The sequence below is a fragment of the Gilliamella sp. wkB108 genome, assembly GCF_001690195.1.
GTDB lineage: Bacteria > Pseudomonadota > Gammaproteobacteria > Enterobacterales > Orbaceae > Gilliamella > Gilliamella apicola_L.
Map to the genome: position 1 here is coordinate 1 of NZ_LZGM01000039.1, position 25,211 is coordinate 25,211.

Sequence of the window (25,211 nt, forward strand, 5' to 3'; positions counted from 1 at the left end):
TGATTTAGCCACTAAACCAAATAATGGTGAAATTTTAATTAAAAAACAACCATTCTGTTTATTAATAATAATTATAATAAAGTTTCACCTAAAAAAGATGAATAAAGGAATTAAACGTGAGAAAGCTATTTACTATAGTTTGGTTATTGTTATTTGTCATTCCTGTAAGTGCTAATGAAATGAGCAAATCAAAATTTGATGAGTTGATTAAACTGGCAACGGAAAAAAATAGTTCAAAAGCTCAATATCAATTAGGAACTATGTACTATGAAGGACATGGAGTAAAACAAGATTATACTCAAGCAAAGGCATGGTATGAAAAAGCAGCTAAGCTAGGTAATACAGATGCTCAATTACGTTTAGGGTTATTGTACGCGAAAGGTCGAGGTACTTTGCAAGATTACACTCAGGCCAAAAAGTGGTTTGAAAAAGCGGCTAAGCAAGGTAATACAAAGGCTCAGTTCAATTTAGGTATTTTATATGAACAAGGTCATGGAGTAAAAAAAGACCTAACCCAAGCCGAACAATGGTATGAAAAGGCTGCTTTGCAAGGTAATGTTGAAGCTCAATATAAAATGAGTGAGCTATATAAAGCGGAACAAAATTCTCTCAAAACAAAAAAAGTACCAGAAAAAATTACTACTCAAACTGGCAATAAATCCCAATATCAAAAGAATGAAAAACACAAGATAGAGCAAAATACTATCAACACTAATGAACAAATTACCAAGAAAAGTGACAATGAAACCGAATCAAATTTAGTATTATTTTATGCACAAGGTAATGGAATAACCACAGACTCTTCCAAAACCAAGCAATGGCACGAAATATCGACCGTGCAAGGTGATATTAAAATCCAATATCAACCAGGTGAGTTGTTTAAGAAAAAGCAAGAGCCGGCTAATGTCCCGAAAGAAGCTAAACAAATCACTATGCAAGGTAATGATAAATCTCAATCAAATTCAGAATTATTGAATGCTCAAAGTAAAGGAATAAAGAAAGATTATAGTGATTCCAAGCAACCGTATGAAAAAGCTGCCGAGCAAGGTGACGCCCAAGCTCAATTGAATTTAGGCTTAATATATGCTCAAGGTAAGGGTGCTTTGCAAGATTACACCAAAGCTAAAGTGTGGTATGAAAAAGCAGCTATTCAAGGTAATGCAGATGCTCAATTTAATTTAGGTGTTTTATATGAACAAGGTTACGGAGTAAAGCAAGATTATCTGCAAGCAGAAAAGTGGTATGAAAAAGCAGCTTTGCAAGGCGATGCTGAAGCCCAATTTAATCTGGCTGTATTATATGAGCGAGGTGTAGGAATAGAACAAAATTATATTAAAGCTAAGCATTGGTATGAAAAAGCCGCTACGCAAGGTAATGTAGATGCTCAATTTAATTTAGCTGTTTTGTATACACTTGATGATAATATTAAACAAGACTATTCTAAAGTGAATAAGTGGTTAAAAAAGATCACCTTACCTAATGATACCGTGCATCATAAAAATATAAGCATACCTTATTATAACGATATTGAATTACAACAAAATGTCACTAATACTTTTAAGTGGTATGAGCAAATTACTATGCAGAATGAACCAACTGAAACTCAACCTAATCAAAATATCATGCTTATTAAAAATGATTATCCAGCACAAGATTATAATAAAGCTAAGGAATGGTATGAAAAAGCAGCCCTACAAGGTGATGCTGATGCCCAATTAAATTTAGGGGTATTGTATTATAATGGCAATGGAGTTACGCAGGATTTTACTACGGCAAAATATTGGTATGAAAAAGCTGCCAGTCAAAATCTACCGGAAGCCCAATATAATCTAGGGGTTATGTATGAGGAAGGTAAAGGCGTAACTCAAAATATTATTGAGGCTAAACAGTGGTATGAAAAAGCGTGTAAAAATGGACTTGAAGATGAAAGTTGTCATTAAGAAAAATATCAATTAAATTTGACACGCTAAAAGAAGTTAATACTTAAATTTTTTTAAATAGATATTGGAAAATTTACGCTTTTATTGTTTATATAAAAATTGTCTCATTTTATCTTTTCCCTATTCTAGTCAATCTCTTTATCGAAACGTTAATCACATGTACAGGGATAGTAACTTTAATGACTAAATTATCAAAATAACTTTTTATCGGTCTTTTATCGAGAACAAAATTCTTTATAAAAGGCTAGTCTGCCTACTTGGTAAAAATAAGTTCTGTGGTAGAATGACCCGGCTATTCTTTGTTCTCTGAAAATTGATTATTTATTGAAAATTAGATTGAGGAAGGAATTAATCGTGAAAAAAATATATGCATTAGTGTTGTTATTATTTGTGGTTTGTTCCGTCACAGCTAACGATCTCAAAAATTTGTCTTTTGATGAGTTATCTAAAATCGCAACCCAAAAAAATGATTCAAAAGCTCAATACTTGTTAGGCTTGATGTATGACGAAGGTGAAAGCGTCAAAAAAGATCCAAGCAAAGCAATTCAATGGTACATAAAATCCGCTTCACAAGGTTATGCTCCCGCTCAATTTAATTTAGGTGTTTTGTATGAAAAAGGCGAAGGTGTACAGCAAGACTATAAATTAGCCAAAGAGTGGTATGAAAAGGCTGCTTTGCAAGGTGATATTGATGCGCAATTTAATTTAGGTATGTTGTATGACGAAGGAAATGGTGTAGAACAAGATTCTGTCAAAGCCAAACAGTGGTATGAAAAAGCTGCCATGCAAGGTGATCCCGAAGCTCAATTTAATCTGGGAATAATGTACAGTAAAGGTGAGGGTGTCGAGCAAGATTATAATAAAGCTAAGGAATGGTATGAAAAAGCAGCTCTACAAGGTTACGCACCAGCGCAATCGAATATCGCTTCAATGTATTTAGAAGGAAATGGTGTAGCGCAAAATCACACCATAGCTAAAGAATGGTATGAAAAAGCAGCACAACAGAATCAACCAGAAGCTCAGTATAATTTAGGTATTATGTATGAAAATGGCAATGGAACTTCCAAAGACACAGTTATGGCTGAACAGTGGTATCAAAAAGCTTGTGAAAATGGACTAGAACATGAAAAATGTCATTAGGTAAGATACAAATTAATTAAAGCGAAAACTACATTGACAAGTTAAAAGAGATTTAAATTTATTAAAAGGAGCTAAGTTGCTCCTTTTTTCATTTTTCTTATCAACTAATTTCTTATCAACTAGGGTGTTAGCGAAATATTAAAATTTATTTATCTAGTATTTATTTAGGGTAATGCCTATGTTTAATCGAATTAAAATACCAATAAAGTACTGCATAAGCAGTGCCAGATGCGATTAAATCTGAAATTGGTGAAGATAACCATACTCCATTAAAACCAAAAAAGAGAGGTAAAATATAAAGTGTCGGTAATAAGATCAAAATTTGTCTTGAAAGACTTAACAGAATTGATACTTTTGCCATCCCAATACATTGGAAAAAACTTGTGGTTACCATTTGAAAACCAACAAAAACGAATGCTAGCGTTGTGTAACGTAGAGCAATGGCTGAAATGGCAACTAAATCCTCTTCTGAACTAAAAGCACGAACTAATGTATCTGGAATAAAAAATCCAAGTATAAAACCTAAAGTTGTTATGATGGTTGCGATTTTAACCGCATAAATAAATGTTGCTTTTACACGAATATAATTTTTAGAACCATAATTATAACCAATAATAGGTTGCATTCCTTGATTGATACCAATAACAACCATAATTATTAACGTAATTAATCGATTGGCGTTGGAAAAGGCTGCAATTGCATCATCACCAGAAACATTGGCAAGAGGTGCATAATGATTAAGTTGCCAGTTAATAAATACGACTACTACTGATGCAGCAATTTGCATAGCAAAAGGAGACATACCAATGGATAAAATGGCCTTAACAAAAGTAAAGTTAAGTCTAAAGTTACGTCGATATAATTTAATGTTACTGTTTTTACTTATAAAGTGTTGCATAACAAATAAAAAACTAATGAACATTGACACAGTTGTAGCAAAAGCAGCTCCTCGCATACCCCAACCAAAGCTAATAATAAATATAGGTGCTAAAATAATGTTGGCAATAACACTAATGAACATAGTTATCATAGCTTTAAACGGATAGCCACTAGCCCGCATCATATTATTGTAATTAAAGGTTAAAGTTAAAAACATACTTCCAGGCAAGAATACCTCAAGGAACTCTTTAGCATAAACATGGTTAACTGGACTAGATCCGACAAAATGCAAAACAGGATCAACAAAATACAGTAGTAAAAACAAGGTTAAACCGCTTAATAGTGCTGTCAGCATGAACGAAGTTCCAGCTACTTTTTCGGCATTATCATTTTCACCTCGTCCCAGAAAAATGGAAATTCGGCTCGCTGAACCAATACCAACTAGCATACCTATAGCCGCAGCTAAATTCATCACTGGTAAAATAAGACCCGCTGCACTTAATGCTTCACGTCCAATCCAATGTCCAATGAATATACCATCTATGATATTGTAAAGTGTATTAACAATAGTACCAATGACAGCTGGCAGTGCATATTGCCAAAATAATGCACTAATTTTTTTATTTTTAAGATCGTCATAAATATCGTGAGAGTTAGCCATTTTTTTATTCCCACAGTTAAATGTTGTAAAGAAGTTTCAGGTTAAGCATACGTTTTAGTATGTATATTGACAATTAATTGCTTGCTAGTCTAACAGACTTACGAATTGTTGATAGCACTTTTTTAGTGCTTTGATAAAATAGCTTATTATTTATTATTGTATGACCAATAGGAAACCCAATGAGTATACAAATAGAGAAGGTTGTTTTACATAAATTAATTAGAAAAAGTGATACAGAAATTGAATTACAACTTCGTGACTCAATGTTAGATAATCAACAAGCAGTCGTTAATCTAATTGTAGATATTAACCGAATATACAACAATAAAAGTAAAGCATATGGCTTGTTTAAGCATGATAGTTTATTTGAACAATCACTTAAAGAGCTAAAATTAGGCAATCAAGATTTTTTAAATTTTAGTCAGGAATCAACCAAACAATTACGTAATGAATTGGCTAAATATCCATTTGCTGAAGGTGGAACAGTAATATTTTGCCAATACCGATATTTAGCTGTCGAGTATTTAATCATAGCTGTTTTAAATAGCTGTTTGAGCATGCTAGTTAACGATCAACTTGATATTACCGAAACACAATATTTGGATATTGATCATGCCGATATTATTGCTCGAATTGATATTACTGAATGGGAAACTGATGCTAACTCAAAACGATATTTAACTTTTTTAAAAGGCCGTGTTGGACGAAAAGTCTCTGACTTTTTTATGGACTATTTAGGTGCGAGTGAAGGTCTGGATGCGAAAGCACAAAATAAAACCTTAGTGAAAGCGGTAGATGAGTATTGTCAAGAGATGCAATTTGATAAACAAGATAAAACTAATGTGCGTGAAAGTGTATATAATTACTGCCAAACTCAATTACAAGCTGGTGAAGAAATTGAATTAAGAAATCTGGCAACTGAGTTACCTACTAACGATGAAAATAATTTTATAGAGTTTGTTAAACATAATGACTATGATCTTGAAGAGACCTTTCCTGTCGATCGTAGTGCATTACGTCAACTTAAAAAATTCTCAGGTAGTGGTGGGGGATTAACATTAAGTTTTAATTCAGATTTGTTAGGAGAACGCATTAAATGGGATCCGCAAACCGATTCATTGGTAATCAAAGGTGTACCGCCAAACTTACGTGATCAACTACAACGAAATAGTGGTTCAAATTAATAATTAGGGGCTAAAAATGAAATACATTGGCGCACATGTAAGTGCATCAGGTGGAGTTGATAATGCTCCTATTAATGCCTACCAAATTGGCGCAACCGCATTTGCTTTATTTACTAAAAATCAACGACAATGGCATGCTAAACCACTGGAGTCAACCATCATTGATAGTTTTAACAAACGTTGTGAAAAATATGGTTTTACTAGTAAGCAGATCCTACCACACGATAGTTACCTAATAAATTTAGGTCATCCGGATAGTGAACAACTAACAAAATCCCGTATGGCTTTTTTAGATGAAATGCAACGTTGTGAACAATTAGGATTAACTCTACTTAATTTTCATCCGGGTAGTCACTTAAAGCAAATTTCCGTAGATGAATGTTTAACTCGTATTGCCGAATCTATCAATATAACGTTAGATAAAACCAAAAATGTGGTGGCGGTTATTGAAAATACTGCTGGACAAGGTTCAAACTTAGGTTATAAATTTGAACATTTAGCGACGATCATCGATCACGTAGAGGATAAAAGTCGGGTTGGCGTTTGTATCGATACTTGTCATGCTTTTGCTGCCGGGTATGATTTACGTACTGAAAAAGCATGTCAGGAGACCTTTAAAGAATTTGACAAAATTGTGGGCTACCGATATTTACGTGGTATGCATTTGAATGATGCCAAAAGCGAACTAGCGAGCCATGTAGATCGTCATGACAGTTTGGGCAAAGGTAATATAGGTCAAACTGCGTTTAAATATATTATGCAAAATCCCGAGATTGATGAAATACCACTCATTCTTGAAACGATCAATCCGGATATTTGGCCACAAGAAATAGCCTGGTTGAAGGAACAAAGTAAATAAATATCTAAACGTATTAACATGTTTATTTCGATTTTTATTCGATATTTGAATAAATCATTATCGCTATGTTTAACTTGTTAATCATATTAATCTAGCTAGTTATTGTCACTATCAGAAATATCTGGTTAGATTATTGTTACTTTATAAATTATACCGTAATAAATCAAAAATTATGTGTCATGAAATAATAGAAATATAGATCTAAAATAAGGAAATAATGATGAACCAATCAGTTGTATTAGGATTTACAACCCTCGATATTCCTTCTTATACAGCAATCCCCAAGTGTAGTCTGCCTGATAGTTTTCGTCACTGCTTAACCAACAATTATCAACAACAGTTAGTCATTTTAGAAAAAGCAGCACATGATGAAACGGTTTATAATCAAACTCATAACACCAACTATACCCATAGCATGGCGCGTTATGAAAAATTTAAATTGGTGACACCTGATGTACTTGATGATGTATTTGCTTATTTAAATGGCGCACAAAAACGACCGATTTTAGATTTAGGTAAATATGAATCGTTTAGAGATGATAATTTAACCATCATTTTATATAAAGATCTATTGCAACAGTTACCTGAGTGTAATTTATGGCATTTATTACGAGCTTATTATTTGGAAGAACCGATCTTAATTACCGAAGATCTTTATAATCTTTTTGAATCTGAACCATTAGTTTACCAAGCTGATCTTCGGCAGATAGCTGATTTACTTGTTAGTATTACTGGTGATCATGATGTAAGTAGATATATAGCAGATGCTTTATTGTTAGATTTTTCACTGCCAATGTTAGTAACTTATATTGTCGGTAAAGAAGATAAATTATGGCCGTTCTTTGCCGAAAATCCGACCTACATTGATGACGCATTGGGGATAAAAACAGAAAATAGTACTGATGTATATAGGGGTTATAAAATTCCCAATGCATTAGTTATTCTCTCATTGTTTCCTAAGGTACCAAATAAGTATATTTCTTATCTGTTAGAACTTGCATTAGGGGAAAATCGAAGATCGCGTTTAGCGGCTCAAAAAATTCTAAATAAAATTCCAAATATTCATCTTGAAGTTGAAAAAACGTTAGCATCAAGCAAACAAGAGTTACGCATTGTCGCTGCCAATTGGTTAGCTAAACTTGGTCATAATACATCTATTGGGGTATTAAAAAAGGCCTTACAAATTGAGAAGAAGGAACCGGTAATTGTATCAATACTCAACGCGCTGAGTAGACTAGGAGAAGATATTAGTCGCTATTTATCACGCAAATATCTGAAAAATGAAGCGAAAAAAGCATTAAAAGCAAAAATACCCGTTAGCATTAATTGGTTACATAAACATAGTTTACCGGACTTAACTTGGCAAAATGGCGATAATGTCGACCCCGATATTGTTTATTGGTGGATAGTGTTAGCTGTTAAATTTAAACGTCCAGATGGCAATGAGTTATTCGATCTCTATTTAGGATTATTAGATGTTGAAAGCCAAAAAAAACTAGGGCTATTTGTTTTGCAAATGTTTATTTATCAAGATACCAAGAGATTATCATCGGATGAAGCAGAAAAAAAAGCCCAAATATTGGCACCGCAGGAGTTGCAGGATTATCAGATTACAAGTAAACAATTTCCTGAAATTTTTCCTGAAGATAAAAATATGACTTTAGAATACGTAATAAATAATCTTAAAAGCCACTTTCAATGGGAATATATTGGTACAGCAAAAGAAGCAAAAGGCATGCTTGCATTAAGCAAATATATTGATGTATATCAAGCTGTACAGATAGTAAATATGTATCTAAAAGGACACTCATCCAGACGTTCTCAAATTTCGTCAGTATTAGAAGCCATCGCAACAATTTATCATCCAGCTATAATTCAATTACTTTTGACGGTAGCCAACCGTTATAGTTCAAACATTGTACGCAAAAAAGCAACCGCATTACTTGAACAAATTGCTGATAATCAAAACTGTACTGTTGAAGAATTGACTGACATTATGGTTTCTAACGCTAATTTAGATCCTCAAGGTGTATTGGTTTTAGATTATGGTGGACGTACATTTAAAGCCACACTGACTAATTCGTTGCAATTAGTGTTAACCAACTCTGATGGAAAAATCATCAAATCACTACCTGCAGCAAATAAAAACGAGGATATCAATCAAGTTAATCTATGTAAAAAAGAGCTGAGCAATAGTAAAAAAGAGATAAAAAAAGTGATTAGCTTTCAAACAGCAAGATTATATGAAAAGATGTGTATCGAACAAAATTGGTCATATACTCAATGGTATAGCAATTTCTATCAACATCCTATTATGAATCGTTTGATACAACGTTTAGTGTGGTTGGAAATTGATAGTCAGCAACAAATTATCAACAACTTTAGACCGACTGAAGATGGAAGTTTGATTAATTTAGACGATGAAGAAATAGTGTTAAATCCTAGTCATAATATTCGTTTAGCTCATAGGATATATTTATCTGATGAACAAACCTCAAGGTGGCTAGCACATCTTGATGATTATAAGGTCTTACCATTATTTGCACAATTTTCATGTCCACTACCGGATATTAACCACGTAAAAGACAATCAACTCGAAGACTGTTATGGACAGTTTATTGGTCGTTTTATTTTACAAAGAAATCTCGTTCAACGTGGTTATCAGTTCATTGATGATTGGGATAGAGTAGAAGGTTTTTTCAAAATCTTTAAACCACTAGGGATTCGCGCTTGTATTAGGGTAAGTAACTTTTATAAGCTATCTACGGATAACGAAACTATCCAACTCTATCAGTTATATTTTACCCAAAGGTTGGCAATGATAGATAAACCGATGCAAATTGATAAAGTACCACCTATTATTTTAGCCGAGTGCTATGCTGATTATTGTTCATTAATAAAAAATAAATAATCTATTTTAAATATGAATAAAGTCATATAACTAAATTTAAAACTTGAATGGATAAATTAGATTTTGTTATTAAATAAAAACTTCGAACGCGATTTAGTGAAGAAATGAAAAGAAGATAAATGAACTTAATGGAATTTTAATTATCCAATTGCAGGAAAAGTAAACCATGTTTAATTAACTAATAAACTGTTTCTATTTCTTCTCAAGTAATATTTATCTAAAAAAGAAAATTAAGTTTTGATATCTTTTTTTCACAGCACAAAGTTTGCAATTTGCTTCCGATAGATAAGTTTTGGGGTAATTTTAGCTAGCTAATAATTTGTATCAGTTGCATAATTATAATCATTAAAATTATAAGTAACTATGTATTATTTATTGAAAATGTCTCAGTAAAGTATTATACAGGAATGGAACATGTTAAATTCACTAAAAAATAAATTGCTCTCTTTTTTTTCTGCTAATTACCTGGCTTCAGATAAATTAATATCAATTATTTTCTCTCCCTTACAAGCTCTGGATACAGCATTACTAAATCGTATATCAAATTATATTATAAGAGGAGAGGATGAGAATATTTTTCTTGATATTAATCATTATATTGCAAATGAAGATGTTCGTTCATTTATCTCTACTATTGGTGACGGTTCAATTTATCATTATCAAAATAATAAAGGGGTAGTTAATAGTTTTAAAGCCAGAAAGGTATTTTATACGCAATGGACTCATGTTTACTCATTTGAGCAGATTATCCGTTTTGGAAAAGTATTAGCAACATTAAAAATTAACGATTTTGCGGTTATTCCTCCAAAACTACCATTGTGGTTTGTATGTCTTTTTACCGATGGACTAATTACAACGTTAAAATTTAGTTCACAAAATACACCCAATATGAAAGAACGTAGTAATTGGTCGATAACTCAATTACATGAGTTACTTGAAACAGAAGAAAAAGGATCAGGACAACAATTATTATTTGCTATTTTTGATCGAGAACAATTGAATTATAAATATGGTTCTTATGATTATGTTTATGATTTTAGTGATTTACTCCCCTATATCAATCAAAACCTTGAGCGATTCAAAAAACTACCAACCGATGGGCTTTCTATTATTGGGCAATTAGAACAACTTAATTACATTAATAAGCAACCAGAACTTAAATCACAATTAATTGATTTTATTGCTCTGCAAACACTTAATAGTTCTAAACAAGTAAGTAAATTAGCTGTAGCCATGCTGGCAAGTTTACCGGTTAAATTAGTTCAGGAACAATTACAATATTTATTAACACAGGGAACACCAAACCAGCGAAGCAAATCAGCAATATTACTGGCTAGACTAACATCAGATAGCTCTATTTTGGAAAATGCACTAGCTAGTGAAACAAATACGACGGTTATTAAAAGTATTGAAACTTCTTTATTTAATCTTAATGTTAGCCAACAGGCTGAGCAACAATCTCTTGAATTGGATATTCCAAATTTTGAGCCTATCCCTCAAGTTGATTTACCGTTAGTAGCTCGTGATATTTTACAACAAAATCATGAGGAAAAATTATCAAAATTTTATGAGTTATCACAACAAGAAATTGAAGAAAACAAGAAAAGGCGATATTCTCAAACTTATAATCAGTACGCTTATAACCAATTGAAAAGTATAACTTCTGACGATTTGGATAATCTTTTTGATTATATAAATGGTCATGCACAATTGGTGAAGTCAATCTTGAAAAAAAATCTTCGTTCTTATTTTGATTTTATTTTGGATAAAGGACGGTTACAAAACTTACCTGAATTTAATCTTTATCATCTGTTAAGAATCAGGAGAATTTATGATCCTGACGAATATGAACACTATTTCACCTCATTTTTTTATGAAAATGAAATGCTATTAACCTCAGATTTAAGGCAAATATCTGACGTGTTGACCAATATAAAATATTTCAAACAACCTAATCGTGTTATTGCTTCAATTTTTATGAAAAATAGTAATCCCTCTGAGGATTATGAATTCGAACCGAATAAATTATGGCCATTTTTTGCTGAACATTCTATATTTCTTGATGAGGCATTAGGCTTATCACCTTCAGAAAAATATAGCAATGATGCTTTTAATACAGGTTGTGCAATAAAAATATTACAATTTTTCCCTCAATTACCGACTAAATATGTGGTTTATTTATTGGAAGTTGCATTAGGTGAAAACAAAACATTGCGCGATCAATCGCAAGCGCTATTAAACCAACTTCCCGATATTCATTATCGAGCAGAAGAAGCATTACAATCTAACAAACAAGAAATACGCATTATTGCTGCTCAATGGCTTGCTAAATTAGGACAAACAACTTCCATTAAACCATTACAGGTAGCTTTAAAGAAAGAAAAACGTCCAACAGTACAAGCGGCATTATTAGTTGCTCTGCAAAATTTAGGTGAAGATATTAGCCAATCTTTAACTGCTAAAAAGTTATTGGCAGATGCCCAAAAAGGTCTGAAAGGTAAAAAGCCTGTTGGGTTTGAATGGTTTGATATAAACTTGATCCCAGTATTAACCTGGCAAAATGGTGAAGAAGTAGATCCTAAAATAATTTATTGGTGGGCGTTACTTGCTGTTAAATTGCAAGATCCAGCTAATTCGTTATTACTTATCTATACACATCTTCTAAGCGAGACAAGCCAACACCAATTAGGGCAATTTATTTTACAAAGCTTCATAAAGCAAGATACCCTTTCACCAACAATTGAGGATGCAGAAAAAGAGGCTAATCAAAATGCTTATCAACGTTGGCAAAGCTGTTTAAATTTTTTTAAAAAATATCCAAAGAATTTTCCAAGCTACGAAAATATTACTTTGGAAGATGTTTTCCAAAAAATTAAAAAAGAGGTACTTTCTCGATATTTGGGTTCTGCCATTAAATTTAAAGGTTTATTAGCTTTAGCAAGTGTTATTGATGGAAACGTAGCTGTGCCTATTTTACGCAGTTATATGAAAGATCACTATAAAAGACGAGCTCAGATTGAAGCTATGCTTGAATCGATGGCAAATAGTGAGGATCCCCTTATCATTCAATTATTATTATCAATTGCACGTCGTCATCAAACTAATTCTGTACAAGAAAAAGCAAAATTACTTATTAATAAAATCGCCGAAAGAAATCATTGGAGCGCACAAGAGCTTGCAGATCGGACTATTTCAACTGCTGGATTAAATGAATCTGGAATATTGACCCTTGATTATGGCGAACGCACATTTACCGCAATTGTGGATGATAAATTTAAATGGGTGTTAAGGAATCCAGAAGGTGAACAAATTAAAGCACTACCTGAAGCTCGAAAAACAGAAGATGAAACCTTGGTAAAAGAAGCCAAAAAACAGTTTAGCAACAGTAAAAAAGAGTTAAAACAATTAATTGATTTACAAGTTTCTCGACTCTATGAATCTATGTGTAATCAACGCCAGTGGAGCGTTTCTGATTGGCAAAAATATTTGCAAGCACACCCGATTATGAATTTACTAATTCAACGTTTAATCTGGTTAGAGGTTAATGCACAAAATGAAATAATTAACAGCTTTAGACCAACTGAAGATGGTTGTTTGATAAATTTAGAAGATGATGAAATTACACTTAGTGACAAGAATTTTGTCAGGTTAGCCCACTGTGCATTATTGCCGGAAGAAATCACGACAAAATGGCAAGCACATTTAAAAGATTACAAAATCAAACCATTATTTGAGCAATTCGCTCATCATCTACCTGATTTACATCAAGTTAAAGAAGGATTAATTAACGATCGTCTAGGTTGGTTAACCGATTCCTTTACTTTGCGTAATACTATAACTAAATTGGGTTACAAAAGGGCAGATATTGAAGATGGAGGTTGCTTTTTTGCGTATTATAAATATTTTAGCGACTCAAATTTGTATATCTGTATTGATTTTAGCGGTAGTTATGTCCCGGAAGATAATATCCCTGTGGTACTTTATAATCTTTACTTTACTAAAAAGCAGCGAGGTAATGGTACCGCGATTGATGTCAAAAATGTGCCACCAGTGTTGTTAGCCGAAGGGTATGCAAACTATATTACCGTAGCGAATGCATGTACCGGTTTTGATCCAGAATGGGAGAGAAAAGGATTATGTTAAATGATACTCAAGTGATTCGGCTAAACGCTGAACAACGTTATGCCCATGAGTTAAATAAATTACAGGAAGCTGATAACAATCAAAATAAACCTCAAGGTTGGAATTTATCACCAAAATCAGTACGTCAATTTATTTTAGGTAATGAAGAATTAGGTATTAGTCGTAAATTTTATGGTGATGATCCCTTAGTGGATAGAGCGATTGTCTCTCTGCTTGGTAAGCAAGGTTTAATGCTAGTAGGCGAACCTGGTACTGCAAAATCGATGTTATCTGAACTATTAGCTGCAGCAATAAGTGGTGATTCAAATTTAACGATTCAAGGAACAGCAGGCACGAGTGAAGATCATATTTGTTATTCTTGGAACTATGCATTGTTACTTGCTGAAGGTCCAACTGAAAAGGCATTGATTGGTTCGCCACTTTATCAAGGTATGAAGCTAGGAAAAATCGTCCGTTTTGAAGAAATAACACGTTGTCCACCTGAAATTCAAGATGTACTTGTCTCGTTAATGTCTGAAAAACAAATGATGATCCCGGAAATGGGACAAAATGCAAAAATCAGTGCAAAACCCGGTTTTAATCTAATTGGTACAGCAAATTTACGCGATCGTGGTGTGCATGAAATGTCAGCTGCTTTGAAGCGTCGTTTTAATTTTGAAACAGTTAAACCTATTGCAGATAAGCATTTTGAAATTGAATTAATTCAAATGCAACTCGATCAAGAGTTAGGTGATTTAAAATCACAAGTTACCATTCCTATTGATGTCATTGAATTGTTAGTTACCACTTTTCAAGAACTAAGGCAAGGTCAAACGGATGAAGGAACTAAACTTAAAACTCCTGACTCAGTGATGTCAACTGCAGAAGCGGTTAATATTGTTTATGCTTCAGCATTAGATGCCCATTACTTAGGTAATGGTATACTTAATGGTGGGCAAATTGCCAAACAACTAATAGGGGTAGTTTTAAAAGATAATAGTGATGATATCAAACGTATCCAATTTTACATGGATAACGTTGTTCGTGAAAGAGCTAAAAAATCAAGTAGCTGGCGAGACTTTTATCAAGCATCAAAAGTATTTTGGCAATAATAATTAGACAGTTATCATGCATAAATCTCTATTACCAACACGACTTAAGCGGATTTTGAAATGTCGAGATGCTTTACAACAAGAGCAGATATATTTTGCCCCGATACGACATCATAGTCCGGCTTGCAGTTATGCGATAAGACAATTGATTTCTCAAGTTAAACCAACTCATGTGCTGATTGAAGCTCCTAGCAGTTTTGCTGGGATTTTAGATCATTTATTAAATAAACAAACACGTCCGCCGATTGCTATATTATGTCAAACTAATATTGAGTTAAATTCGACAAATACCGAGCAGAAAAACGATAATTCGCAAGAAGATCAATCGATCTGCTCATCATTTTATCCTTTTTGTGACTATTCTCCGGAATGGCAAGCAATGCAATTGGCAAAAGATCATAATGCAACTATTCAATTTATTGATTTACCATGGAATGAACAAGCCAATCTAAAAAATAAAACACAACAGGGTGAATCACTACTTTCTGAAACTTATCTAAAACATAGTCAATACATCAAATATTTAATGCAAAAATTGCATTGTCGTGATCATAATGAAGTTTGGGAACATCTTTTTGAATTAAGGGATTTTAAGGATATAACCAATTGGCAAAACTTCTTCCAAGATACTCTTATTTGGTGTGCTATGGCGAGACTAGATTATCAAGTAGCCGAACTTAAAGCTGAAGGCTCTGCTCAACGAGAGCAGTATATGTTAACTGCGATTGGGCAATTAAAAAACGAACAGCCAGATGCTAAAATTGTCGTGGTAACTGGTGGTTTTCACACTTTTGCTTTGTTAGAAGGTTTATGGAAAAATAAATTTGTTACACCAACTAAATCGGCAATCACTCGGTATAATCGCCAGCAAGCTAATGCTAATAAAGATAATACATGGTTGATTCGTTATAGTTTTGATCGTCTTGATGCATTAAACGGTTATGCTTCTGGCATGTTGTCACCAGCTTATTATCAAGATTCTTGGACATCAATGTTAGCTTATGAGCAAGAACCCATTTCTCTTCAGACAACACAAAATTGTCGTCAACAACAGGCTTTACATTTTGTATCCAATCTTGCAAAGAACCTACGAGAGAGGCAGAGTAATAGTGAAATAATTAGTTTTATACAATTACAGTCGGCTGTTGAACAGGCTGCTCGATTAGCAAAACTTCGTGAGCATTACGGTCCAGGTCGATATGATTTACTTGATGGCATTCAATCCTCATTTATCAAAGGTAGTATTGATGATGCACGTGGTGATTTTTGGCAAATAGTACACCGCTGTTTATCTGGTAGTTTATTGGGGCAAATCCCAACAGGAATGGCTTCTCCACCTTTAGTAAACCAAGTTTATTCATTATTAAAAAAATATCGTTTCAAATTAGGTGATACCCTAATAAAGCTGACCCATATCGATATATATCGTAAACCAGAACATCGACAACGTAGTCGTTTTTTACATTTGCTAGATTTTTTGAATGTAGGATTGGCCAAACGACTTGATGGCCCTGATTATATCTATGGTCAACGTTTGACTATTATGTTTGAAGATTGGCAGTATGCATGGACACCACTTGTTGAAGCTAGATTAATAGAATTATCACAACAAGGTACATCATTGGAACAAATTGCTATACAGCAGTTACATCAACAAATTCAGCAACAAGTCGAAAATGGACAAGCCCGATCCAGTGTATTTACTGTACACTGTGTTATGCAAGCTGCTTTGATGGGTTTGCGAAATGATTTTGAACAATTGCTGATTAATCTTGTAAGCTATCTTGAAGTAGACAGTGATTTATCATCAATCGTTGATTGTGGTCATCGTTTACTCTATTTATGGCAGGGACGAAATTTTTTAGAAATTAATTCGACAGAAACATTATTAGCTTTATTAGCTAAAGTTCCACAACAAGCATTCTTTTTATTGGATATATTCAAACGATCTGATGAAGAGATTCAGCAACAAAATTTAAAAATATTACTCTCACTAAGAGATTTATTAAATAATTTGCCAGAGCAACTTAATGTTAAGCAGTTAAAACAGGATTTTTATCAAAACTTGTGTCGTCTAAAGCCTTTATTAGTAGATGCACATTTGCTTCGTGGCGCAATTGATAGTATTAGTTATTTAGATTCACAAATTAACCAACAGCAACTTGAAAGTAAAATAAAAGGTGCATTTGGAGTTGGCGCACAAAATCAATATGCCGTCGAATATTTCAAAGGTATGATGCAGTGTACACCAGAATTAATTATTCAATCCTCATTTTTATTAAACAGTCTTGATGAATTATTAGCTCATTGGGATCAGGAAAAATTTATTGCATTTCTTCCAGATTTACGTTTTGTCTTTTCACAGCTTACACCAAAACAAAATGCCTTTCTGGCTGAAAAAATAGCAAAAAAATATAGTGCTGAACAATCTGATCTAACTTTTCAGCAAAATAAATTCAGTGAAGCTGAATTACAAAAAGCATTATCACTAGAGTTAACTATCAATCAACGAATCAAACAACAGCAATTACAAGATTGGTTTAAATTGTAAGGATTAAGTATGAATGACGATAATAATCTCATCAATACCAAAAATGCAAAGCAGATTAAACGCTGGCGGTTAATTTTAGGGAAATATGCTAATGAATCACTCTGTAAAAATAATTTTACTCAATATGAACGACAAATAGAACAATCTTTAGATTATCTTTATCAATATGAATATCGTCGTCGAGGTCTGAAACTTGATGAAAATAAATCCAAACATTCTAAACATGGGGGGAATGATAATTCAGTCTTTAATACAGTTAATTGGCTAAATCAAACGCGTAAACTCTTTCCTAAAAGTACCTTTGAACGCATGCAAATTCAAGCTATTAGTCGTTATCATCTGGAAGGTATTTTAAACGATCCAAATGTGATTCAATCACTTGAACCCAACATAGATTCAGTGCGTTTATTGATGAATTTTCGAGGACAAATTAAAGATGAGGTTTATTTAGCGGTTAAAGAACTGATCCGAAAAGTTGTGGATGAAATTTTAAAAAAAATTAAATCAAGTTTTATTAATGCATTATCGGGTAAAAGGAATCGTTTTAGACGTTCACAGATAAGATATAGTCAGAATTTTGATTGGCGTGCAACGATTAAAGCTAATTTGAAACACTTTGATAAAACAAAACAGCAAATCATTATTGAAAACGTCATTTTTAATTCTCGTACAACAAGACAATTGACATGGGATATTATTTTGTGTGTCGATCAGAGTTGTTCTATGAATAGCTCAATTCTTTATTCTGCGGTTTGTGCAAGTATTATGGCTAAATTACCTACCATTAATTTACACTTAATTGTTTTTGATACTCAAGTTGTTGATTTGACGCATTTTGCTCACGATCCTGTAGAAATATTAATGACTGTTCAATTAGGTGGTGGCACCGATATTGCAAAAGCGCTTACTTATGCAGAACAGAAAATTAAAAATCCCCAGCGAAGCGTTGTTGTGCTTGTGAGTGATTTTTATGAAGGAGGGAGTTTAGCTACTCTCTACCATACGGTATCTAGAATGAATGGAAATCGCATTAAAATGCTAGGATTAGCCGCGTTAGATTATGATGCTGAACCTGTTTATGATATACAAATTACACAACAATTAGCGAATCGTGGTATGCAAATAGCGGCTCTAACTCCGGAACATTTCGCCGATTGGCTAGCTGAGGTCATGCGATGAATTGTTCACAGATCTATTTAAATTATGATCAAGAAGCGTTAGTCCTTTATGCCAATATCGGTATCGTTCGTCGCGCTCGTAAAGATATTGAGGCTAACAAAGTTCAATTGATTGAAGAAAACGAAACATACATCCTTTTTAATGCCGATGGACAAGAAGTCACATTACCAGCTAAAGGTATTTTGAATGCAAGTTGTAGTTGCTCTGCTCGTAGTCATTGCAAACATATCATATCGGCCATTTTATGGTTACAATCTCAAACTTGGCATTTAGATAATGAAAGTAATACAGAAAAACAAAATGGTAAACAAGGCGATCAATCGGTTACAGTATCTTCTGATGCAATAAGTGAATTGTTATCATTAGATGAAAATAAGTTGTTAAAAAGTGTAGGTAAAGCAAATATTCGTTTAGCTTATCAGTTAGCTACACAATGGCAAGAACATAACTCAGTGACTATTGAAGATCAAGGATCTCAAATACGTATTCGTGTGCCTGAAAGTACTGACCCTATTATCTATATGTTTGGCACTGGTTTTGCTGGCATGCTTTCACAATTACCCGATCAACAAAAAAAAGCAGTACATTTAGCGATTATTGCTTATCTTTTTAGGTTACATAATAAACCATGGATATGGTCGAATGAAATAATTAATGAAAATCCTGCAATCGATCGACTTTCATCTGATGAAATTATACTTATTGAGCAAATAGATGGCTATATTTATAGCTTAATCAATCAAGGTTTAGCGCATGTAAGTCATAGTATCGCAATACAGCTTAACTTGCTTAATATGTCGGCAAGATCTCAAGGATTGCCTCGTTTGGCAGCTATGCTTAGACACCTTTGTCAAATAGTCGAACAACTAGCTGATCGACATTTTTCAACTGATGAACTAGATTTGCTGCTTTTTTTAGCTCGTCTAAAAGTTTATCTTGAAATGTTACTTCATCAGCAAGGTGATGCGTTATCAAAATTACGTGGCAATAGTAAACGTCAATATCAGACCGATAATCAAACGATGAATCTTCTGCCATTAGGTGGATATTGGTGGCAAAATAAGACAGGGGCGCTAGGAGCTACATTTTATTTTTGGGATATCGACCAACAACAATATCGACAAACTACATTGGCTAGATCTTATAAATATGACGCTGATTTTAATTCTCAAACTATATGGAATTCAGTCTCAATTTGGCAATCACCGCCAATTCTTTTAATGAAAAAAGCGATAAAACTACATAATCCACGCTTATCCGAAGATAACAAACTAGCGAGTAATGGTTCAACTATTACATTACAGGAAAAAGGTTGGGGTAAGGATGAGTATAATATTTTTAAATCTAAAATTGGGTTTGAAAGTTGGCAGGTATTAAGTAATTATCTTCAAAATTCCTATCAGAATGAGTTAGTAACAGATAATATCTTGTTTATTCATATTCATCATTCCCATGATCATTATTTAGATGAAATCCAACAAACGTTAGTTTGGAGTGTGGCAGATCGTCAAGGGAATTTACTCTTTTTACGCGTTTTTTGGGATGAATACCAAAACCAGCGTATTGATGTGTTAAGCAGTTTTCTTGAAAGCAAGCATAAACCATTAACCGTATTAGTTTATTGCAGAAAAAATGATGATGCGCTAGAGCTTGAACCTTTTGCTTTACTTTATGAAGAATTTAAAACAGGAAATCTCAATACATTAAGTCTGGATTTTGAAGATTCATGGTCTAAGCGGTATAAAGGATTGCATATTAGGTTTAAGTCTTTAAAAAATTATTTTACGCTTAAAAAGAAGTTAGTTAAAACCAATTATATATATCAATCTTTATCCACTTTGCTTATTCAACCGATTTTGTCCATACTTGAAAACGTAGCTAGTATGGGACGAACAACGTTACTAATTGATGAAAAGCAGCAATTGATCCAACTTAAAAATGATTGTGATACTTTAGGTTTTACACTATTAAGTTCAGTATTAAACAAATTAATCATCCTATCACCAATTGAAGTAACACATATTTTACAGGCAGTTTATCTCTGTTATCTTATACGTGAATCTCAATATAATTTACCCATACAGTTAAAATAATATTTTTAAAATTATCATTTATTATTTTGCTTAGCTTCATTTTATCTATAAATCAATAAAGGCGATATTGAGATCCATTCCAACAAAAGAGTTGGATACATCTATGCTTATATTGGATTACTTAGTTAACCTTTATTGAAAGTATACTGGTAAGCTCAATGATTTCAGGTAAAATTTCTAAAATCAAAGCCAATTGTTGCATCACTAACAGATCATTATTCGCTTTATCACCCAGAATGGGTAAAGTTTCAATATACTCCGTAACAGATTTTTTTATAGGTTGATATTCAGCACTAATTTTTTTATCACTTAATATATTGATAATATAAACCGATAGATCATCAAATAATTCAAGTGTCTGTGGAGTAATAGTCTTATCCCGATGCGATCCCAATGTTGAGAGATAACTAATGAGTGTATGATTAAGCGTGATTAATCGGAAGCTTTGATCTATTAAAGCAGGATTCATATGTGGCTCTTTAGTCATCAGGCTAATTAAAGATGATAAATCAGCATTACTATCATGCGCGGCTCGTCTGGCTAGTCGATATTGTAGATCATTTGATTTGCCAGACAAATATTGATGACCGATTGAAGCAAGATAATGACTATCATCATGGCAAACACGATCAACTAATTTTGGCAAATTTCTAAATTTCCAATCAGGCCAAATAAAACTGACGGCAAACCAAGCGATAAAGCAACCAATTAGGGTAGCTATAAGACGTGAAATAGCCACCACTATACTACTCTCGCCAATTAAACTAAAACTAAAAAACACTAACAAGGTAATAAACGCTGTTGCGTAGGCATATTGCGAATTTTTAAACAGAAAAAATAACCAACCAGTGATAATAATAAGTATCAATTGTGCTTCAACACTTGGAAATAAATACGTTAAAGGAATTCCTATCATAATGCCTAATATGGTACCTAATACCCGTAGTTTTAATCGATATTTAGTTGTTGAATAGTTAGGCTGGCAGACAAAAAGGCTCGTTAAAATAATCCAATATCCATGGGTAAGTGGTGAAAAATAGATAACGATATACCCCACAAACAACACTATGCTCATACGAATAGCATGACGAAAAAGTGCCGATTTAATTGTGAGATTTCGTTTAATCTTGGCAAAAACATCATAAAAACTAGTCAACTCATCATCGATTAATTGATTATTTTCTTGTTGCTGGGATAAATGTTGCTCAGTATCAATATTTGCTAGCAATAAATCGATAGATAATAGATTTTGATGTAGATTTTGTAATGATTTTACTAGCAATGTAGTTGCTTTATCTGTATTTTGATATTGTGAAATGGCCTCTTCTAAATATGAAAAATAACGTGTAAATAAAGGATCATGTTGATAAGTTTGATTTAACTTTATAGACATTGCTAATTTAGCACATGCTTTGGCTTGCAAGTTAATGATTCGGGCAAAACGAAATAAAATATCACTATGTTTAAAATGTTGACTTAATGCTTGGTAGTCACCATGCGCTGAACTTGCTCGTTCATGAATATCTTGGGCGACAAAATAGTAACTGAGCATTTTCCTAATATAGGATTGACCTCGATAACCTTTTAATCGATTGAATAGGGAGCCTTTTGTTTGATTAAAGGTATTAATCAATTGATTATTACTATCCGTTAATTGCAAAGTCTGTTTTGTAAAACCATCAGTTTCATCAGGATCAAACATCGCAGCTTTAGCATCCAGATATTGTGCCAATTTGAGAAAGCAATTGGATAATGTTTGTTGAGTGGTGCGAATGGGTTGAATAATCGATTCAATCAGCGAAACAAAGTTATACCAAAGCGCACCTAATAATAAGAAGCATGGCAAAGTGTAATTATCGCTGTATAAGTTATGTCCAAGCATCGTATAAGCAGCGATGAGTATCGAACCAAAAGCTATGACACCATAACGTTGCCCCAAAGCGCCAAGCATAATAAAAATAAAGGTTGAGCTTACTAATCCCAGAATAAACAAAACCGGAAAATCAAACAATAATTCGACCGAAAAAGTAGCAATGGCAAAACACAGTAAGGTAAAAACTAAGTTAATACATCGACTAAATAATCGTGTATCTATTTCAGTTAATCCTGCAGCTACTACACCAAGAGTAAGTGGTATCACATAAGAGGTATAACCAAAATACCACGGTATTAGAGTTGAACCTGTTAAGCTAATTAATATACGGATACTGAAAAGTAGGTTACTACTATAAAAAACTTTGCGTAATGTTAAAAAAAATGGATGCACGATTCTTCGGATAATAAGTCAATTTTAATAGTGATGTTAGGATACTATATTGTTATTATTTGGAAAAGAGATAACAATATTGAACTATCTATATAAAATGTATTAATTAACAACACACCCGATATTAATGATTATGAATAGTTAGATTTTAACTTTTAAGTAACTAAATCGTACACTATTCACTATACTGACTGAGAAAAATACACATAGTTAAGTGAGTTAATATCTCACACCCTTTACAAATCCTTACAAAAAATCTGACTTTTTTTAGTCAATTAATTTATAATATTATCACATATATACCAGTTTTATATATAATTACAATAAGTTAAAGTAATAAGTATTCAATTTATTTACCCAAGAAGTATAAGAAAAAATAGTAAGAGGGCAATAAGGGTATGCTGAAAGGTATTTATTTAAGGTTGTGTTATTACAGTAGTTATCAAAATGAACATATAACAAACCGATATGTAAAAATAGTACATATCTTTCAATATGTTTTTTCTCCTTTTATTTTTATTCATATACTATCTAAACTCGTAAAAAGTTCACCTATTAAAAATTTAAGTCCTAAAATAACTATAAATAAAGCCGTAATATCATCTAAGCATCAATCGTTACCGTTTAAGTACTTTATATTAACTTCTTCGTTATTATTCATTATTTTGTTAAGTTTGAATAAAGCTGAAGCGATTTTTGTCAATCAATCAGTAAAACCGATAGAAGGATCGCTACCTTACCTTGCGCTTGATAAAAATGGTGTATATAAAGTGACGAAATCATCCGACTTTTTGAACATCAAATTACCAGATGGAAAAATCTATGTGCCAGAAGAGGGTAGTATTCTCAATACAATTGTAGATAAATCGACTAGCACTAAACCAATAGAATTGCCAAAGGATATTATATTTTCGCAAATTGATACTTTAGTACCTTTTGGCAATTATCCTTCAGTACCATTGAATACAGTGTTCGATGCCCCGAATAATTTTTGGAAAGATGATGATGACGATAAAAATTTTTCTGCAACAGGGAACTTAACTGTAAAATGGGTAGATAGTTATGGCGAGGATGTAACATCGAAAGTAAAAAATGCACCTTGGGAAAAATTAGATCCATGTGCTTCACCATATAAATTAACTCTATCTATCTCAGATTTTAAGCTCATGACCCAATATGGGGTACCCAAAGAAAGTAGTATGGTAGCTAAAAGTCATGATTATTACTTACGTCCTGCTGTTGAAAAACCTTATGCTTGTTATGCTAAACCTAGCTTTAATTATGATTCGGCAACTAATCCGAGCTTGCAAGATGTTGACGGACCAGAATGGGTTGCAGGAAAAGGTTTTAAGGCAGTAATAGATGATGACGATTCTAATACTTCTATAGTTAATTTTCCGAGTACGGGAGCAAATAACCTTTATTTTGATCTAATATTAGCGGGGGTAACTGCGAAAGAGGTGATAGATGGTTATCCTGATGGTGATTTCCCAAGTACGGCTGGGGGATCTGTTCCACAGCCTCCATCAGCTAAACTTAGTATACCTCCAGGTCAAGATGCTAATTTAAGTAATCAACTAAGAGTGACTTTAATAGGACCTAATACAGGAATTACTAAATTAAGAAATAATATGTTTGCACCTACACAATTTAGTCTTATGTATAAAAAAACAAATACTTTAATTTATAAGTTCTCTATAGTGAGTTGGTATATGTTTGTAAATCAACAGTTTAATACAATCGATGAATTTAAAAAGTTTTGTCTAAGGCAAGGAAATGGTTGGACAGGTTTTAATATTGCAAAAGTTGATCAGTTGACTAATGCTAATGCTTATACATGGAATAATGGTATAAGTGGACGTCAAATAAATAATTATCGTCGTAGTTTGAATTATAATCGTTCTGGAAAACCTGTAGGCGGTATATTTAGTGAATGGGGTTCGCTTTCTGAACAAAACTATCCTGGTAGTGGTTGGGTTGCAGATATTTATATTACACAATCAACCTATGATGGAGATCATCGATATTACGTTGATTCCCGTGATGGAAGGATTTTAAAACAGGATGGAGTATCTTCGAATTATGGTCAGGTTTGTGCTGGACCTTATATACTTACTAGTAGTGAAAGAGTGGAAATAAAATCGAATCCTTAATATCTAGAAGTTGGATAACATAATAATAAAAAATTCTCCCTAATTATTAAGTTACTAGTAATTTTTATAGAAGTTGAAATCTTTGTTATGTTAGTGAAATTTGTTTAATTTAAAAAAACAAAGTTATTAGAAGTGATTAAATTTAATAATTAATCAGAATA

The 25,211-nt window shown here is 32.9% G+C and carries 13 protein-coding genes; 11 read left to right on the forward strand and 2 right to left on the reverse strand.

The window, feature by feature from the left end:
* Positions 1 to 116: 116 nt before the first annotated feature.
* Together A9G11_RS04500 and A9G11_RS04505 are read left to right on the forward strand one after the other, a co-directional pair.
* The gene (locus A9G11_RS04500; protein WP_065618326.1) at positions 117 to 1,940 is read left to right on the forward strand and encodes a tetratricopeptide repeat protein; all 1,824 of its coding nucleotides are present in this window, start codon (positions 117 to 119) and stop codon (positions 1,938 to 1,940) included.
* Between the two features lie 354 nt (positions 1,941 to 2,294).
* On the forward strand, positions 2,295 to 3,080 hold the full coding sequence (locus A9G11_RS04505; protein WP_218056046.1) for a tetratricopeptide repeat protein: 786 nt from the start codon (positions 2,295 to 2,297) through the stop codon (positions 3,078 to 3,080).
* Between the two features lie 160 nt (positions 3,081 to 3,240).
* On the opposite strand, the gene A9G11_RS04510 is transcribed toward A9G11_RS04505, so the two are convergent.
* On the reverse strand, positions 3,241 to 4,620 hold the full coding sequence (locus A9G11_RS04510; protein WP_081298417.1) for an MATE family efflux transporter: 1,380 nt from the start codon (positions 4,618 to 4,620) through the stop codon (positions 3,241 to 3,243).
* Positions 4,621 to 4,799: 179 nt separating this feature from the next.
* On the opposite strand from A9G11_RS04510, the gene yejK reads away from it, so the two are divergent.
* The 8 genes from yejK (at position 4,800) to A9G11_RS04550 (ending at position 20,631) form a co-directional block, all read left to right on the forward strand.
* Positions 4,800 to 5,804 (forward strand): nucleoid-associated protein YejK, encoded by a 1,005-nt coding sequence (gene yejK, locus A9G11_RS04515; protein ID WP_065618327.1) that lies wholly within the window; start codon positions 4,800 to 4,802, stop codon positions 5,802 to 5,804.
* Positions 5,805 to 5,820: 16 nt separating this feature from the next.
* A complete protein-coding gene (gene nfo / locus A9G11_RS04520; RefSeq protein WP_065618328.1) occupies positions 5,821 to 6,663 on the forward strand; it encodes a deoxyribonuclease IV in 843 nt (280 codons plus the stop codon).
* Between the two features lie 217 nt (positions 6,664 to 6,880).
* Positions 6,881 to 9,574, forward strand: coding sequence for a DUF4132 domain-containing protein (locus A9G11_RS04525; protein WP_081298418.1), 2,694 nt, complete (start codon positions 6,881 to 6,883; stop codon positions 9,572 to 9,574).
* A 414-nt stretch (positions 9,575 to 9,988) separates the two neighbouring features.
* Positions 9,989 to 13,717: a DUF4132 domain-containing protein gene (locus A9G11_RS04530; protein ID WP_065618330.1), complete on the forward strand. Its 3,729-nt coding sequence runs from the start codon at positions 9,989 to 9,991 to the stop codon at positions 13,715 to 13,717.
* The gene (locus A9G11_RS04535; RefSeq protein WP_141674346.1) at positions 13,711 to 14,808 is read left to right on the forward strand and encodes an ATP-binding protein; all 1,098 of its coding nucleotides are present in this window, start codon (positions 13,711 to 13,713) and stop codon (positions 14,806 to 14,808) included. The genes A9G11_RS04530 and A9G11_RS04535 overlap by 7 nt, the downstream gene beginning before the upstream one ends.
* Positions 14,809 to 14,824: 16 nt before the next feature.
* Entirely contained in the window at positions 14,825 to 17,359 is a 2,535-nt protein-coding gene (locus tag A9G11_RS04540) for a DUF5682 family protein (protein ID WP_065618332.1), read from the forward strand.
* Between the two features lie 9 nt (positions 17,360 to 17,368).
* Entirely contained in the window at positions 17,369 to 18,538 is a 1,170-nt protein-coding gene (locus A9G11_RS04545) for a VWA domain-containing protein (protein ID WP_065618333.1), read from the forward strand.
* Entirely contained in the window at positions 18,535 to 20,631 is a 2,097-nt protein-coding gene (locus A9G11_RS04550; RefSeq protein WP_065618334.1) for a hypothetical protein, read from the forward strand. Before A9G11_RS04545 ends, A9G11_RS04550 begins: the two co-directional genes overlap by 4 nt.
* Before the next feature lie 121 nt (positions 20,632 to 20,752).
* Here the strand turns inward: A9G11_RS04550 and yccS are convergent, their stop codons facing one another.
* Positions 20,753 to 22,897 carry a YccS family putative transporter gene (gene yccS, locus A9G11_RS04555; protein WP_065618335.1) on the reverse strand — a complete coding sequence of 715 codons (2,145 nt, stop codon included), beginning with the start codon at positions 22,895 to 22,897 and terminating at the stop codon, positions 20,753 to 20,755.
* A 398-nt stretch (positions 22,898 to 23,295) separates the two neighbouring features.
* On the opposite strand from yccS, the gene A9G11_RS04560 reads away from it, so the two are divergent.
* Positions 23,296 to 25,050, forward strand: a complete 1,755-nt coding sequence (locus A9G11_RS04560; RefSeq protein WP_065618336.1) for a hypothetical protein — start codon at positions 23,296 to 23,298, stop codon at positions 25,048 to 25,050.
* Positions 25,051 to 25,211 lie beyond the last annotated feature (161 nt).

Coding starts and splice junctions, on each gene's coding strand:
- A9G11_RS04510 (WP_081298417.1), bottom strand. CDS start 4,620: ATGGCTAACTCTCACGATATTTATGACGATCTTAAAAATAAAAAAATT.
- yejK (WP_065618327.1), top strand. CDS start 4,800: ATGAGTATACAAATAGAGAAGGTTGTTTTACATAAATTAATTAGAAAA.
- nfo (WP_065618328.1), top strand. CDS start 5,821: ATGAAATACATTGGCGCACATGTAAGTGCATCAGGTGGAGTTGATAAT.
- A9G11_RS04525 (WP_081298418.1), top strand. CDS start 6,881: ATGATGAACCAATCAGTTGTATTAGGATTTACAACCCTCGATATTCCT.
- A9G11_RS04530 (WP_065618330.1), top strand. CDS start 9,989: ATGTTAAATTCACTAAAAAATAAATTGCTCTCTTTTTTTTCTGCTAAT.
- A9G11_RS04535 (WP_141674346.1), top strand. CDS start 13,711: ATGTTAAATGATACTCAAGTGATTCGGCTAAACGCTGAACAACGTTAT.
- A9G11_RS04540 (WP_065618332.1), top strand. CDS start 14,825: ATGCATAAATCTCTATTACCAACACGACTTAAGCGGATTTTGAAATGT.
- A9G11_RS04545 (WP_065618333.1), top strand. CDS start 17,369: ATGAATGACGATAATAATCTCATCAATACCAAAAATGCAAAGCAGATT.
- A9G11_RS04550 (WP_065618334.1), top strand. CDS start 18,535: ATGAATTGTTCACAGATCTATTTAAATTATGATCAAGAAGCGTTAGTC.
- A9G11_RS04560 (WP_065618336.1), top strand. CDS start 23,296: ATGCTGAAAGGTATTTATTTAAGGTTGTGTTATTACAGTAGTTATCAA.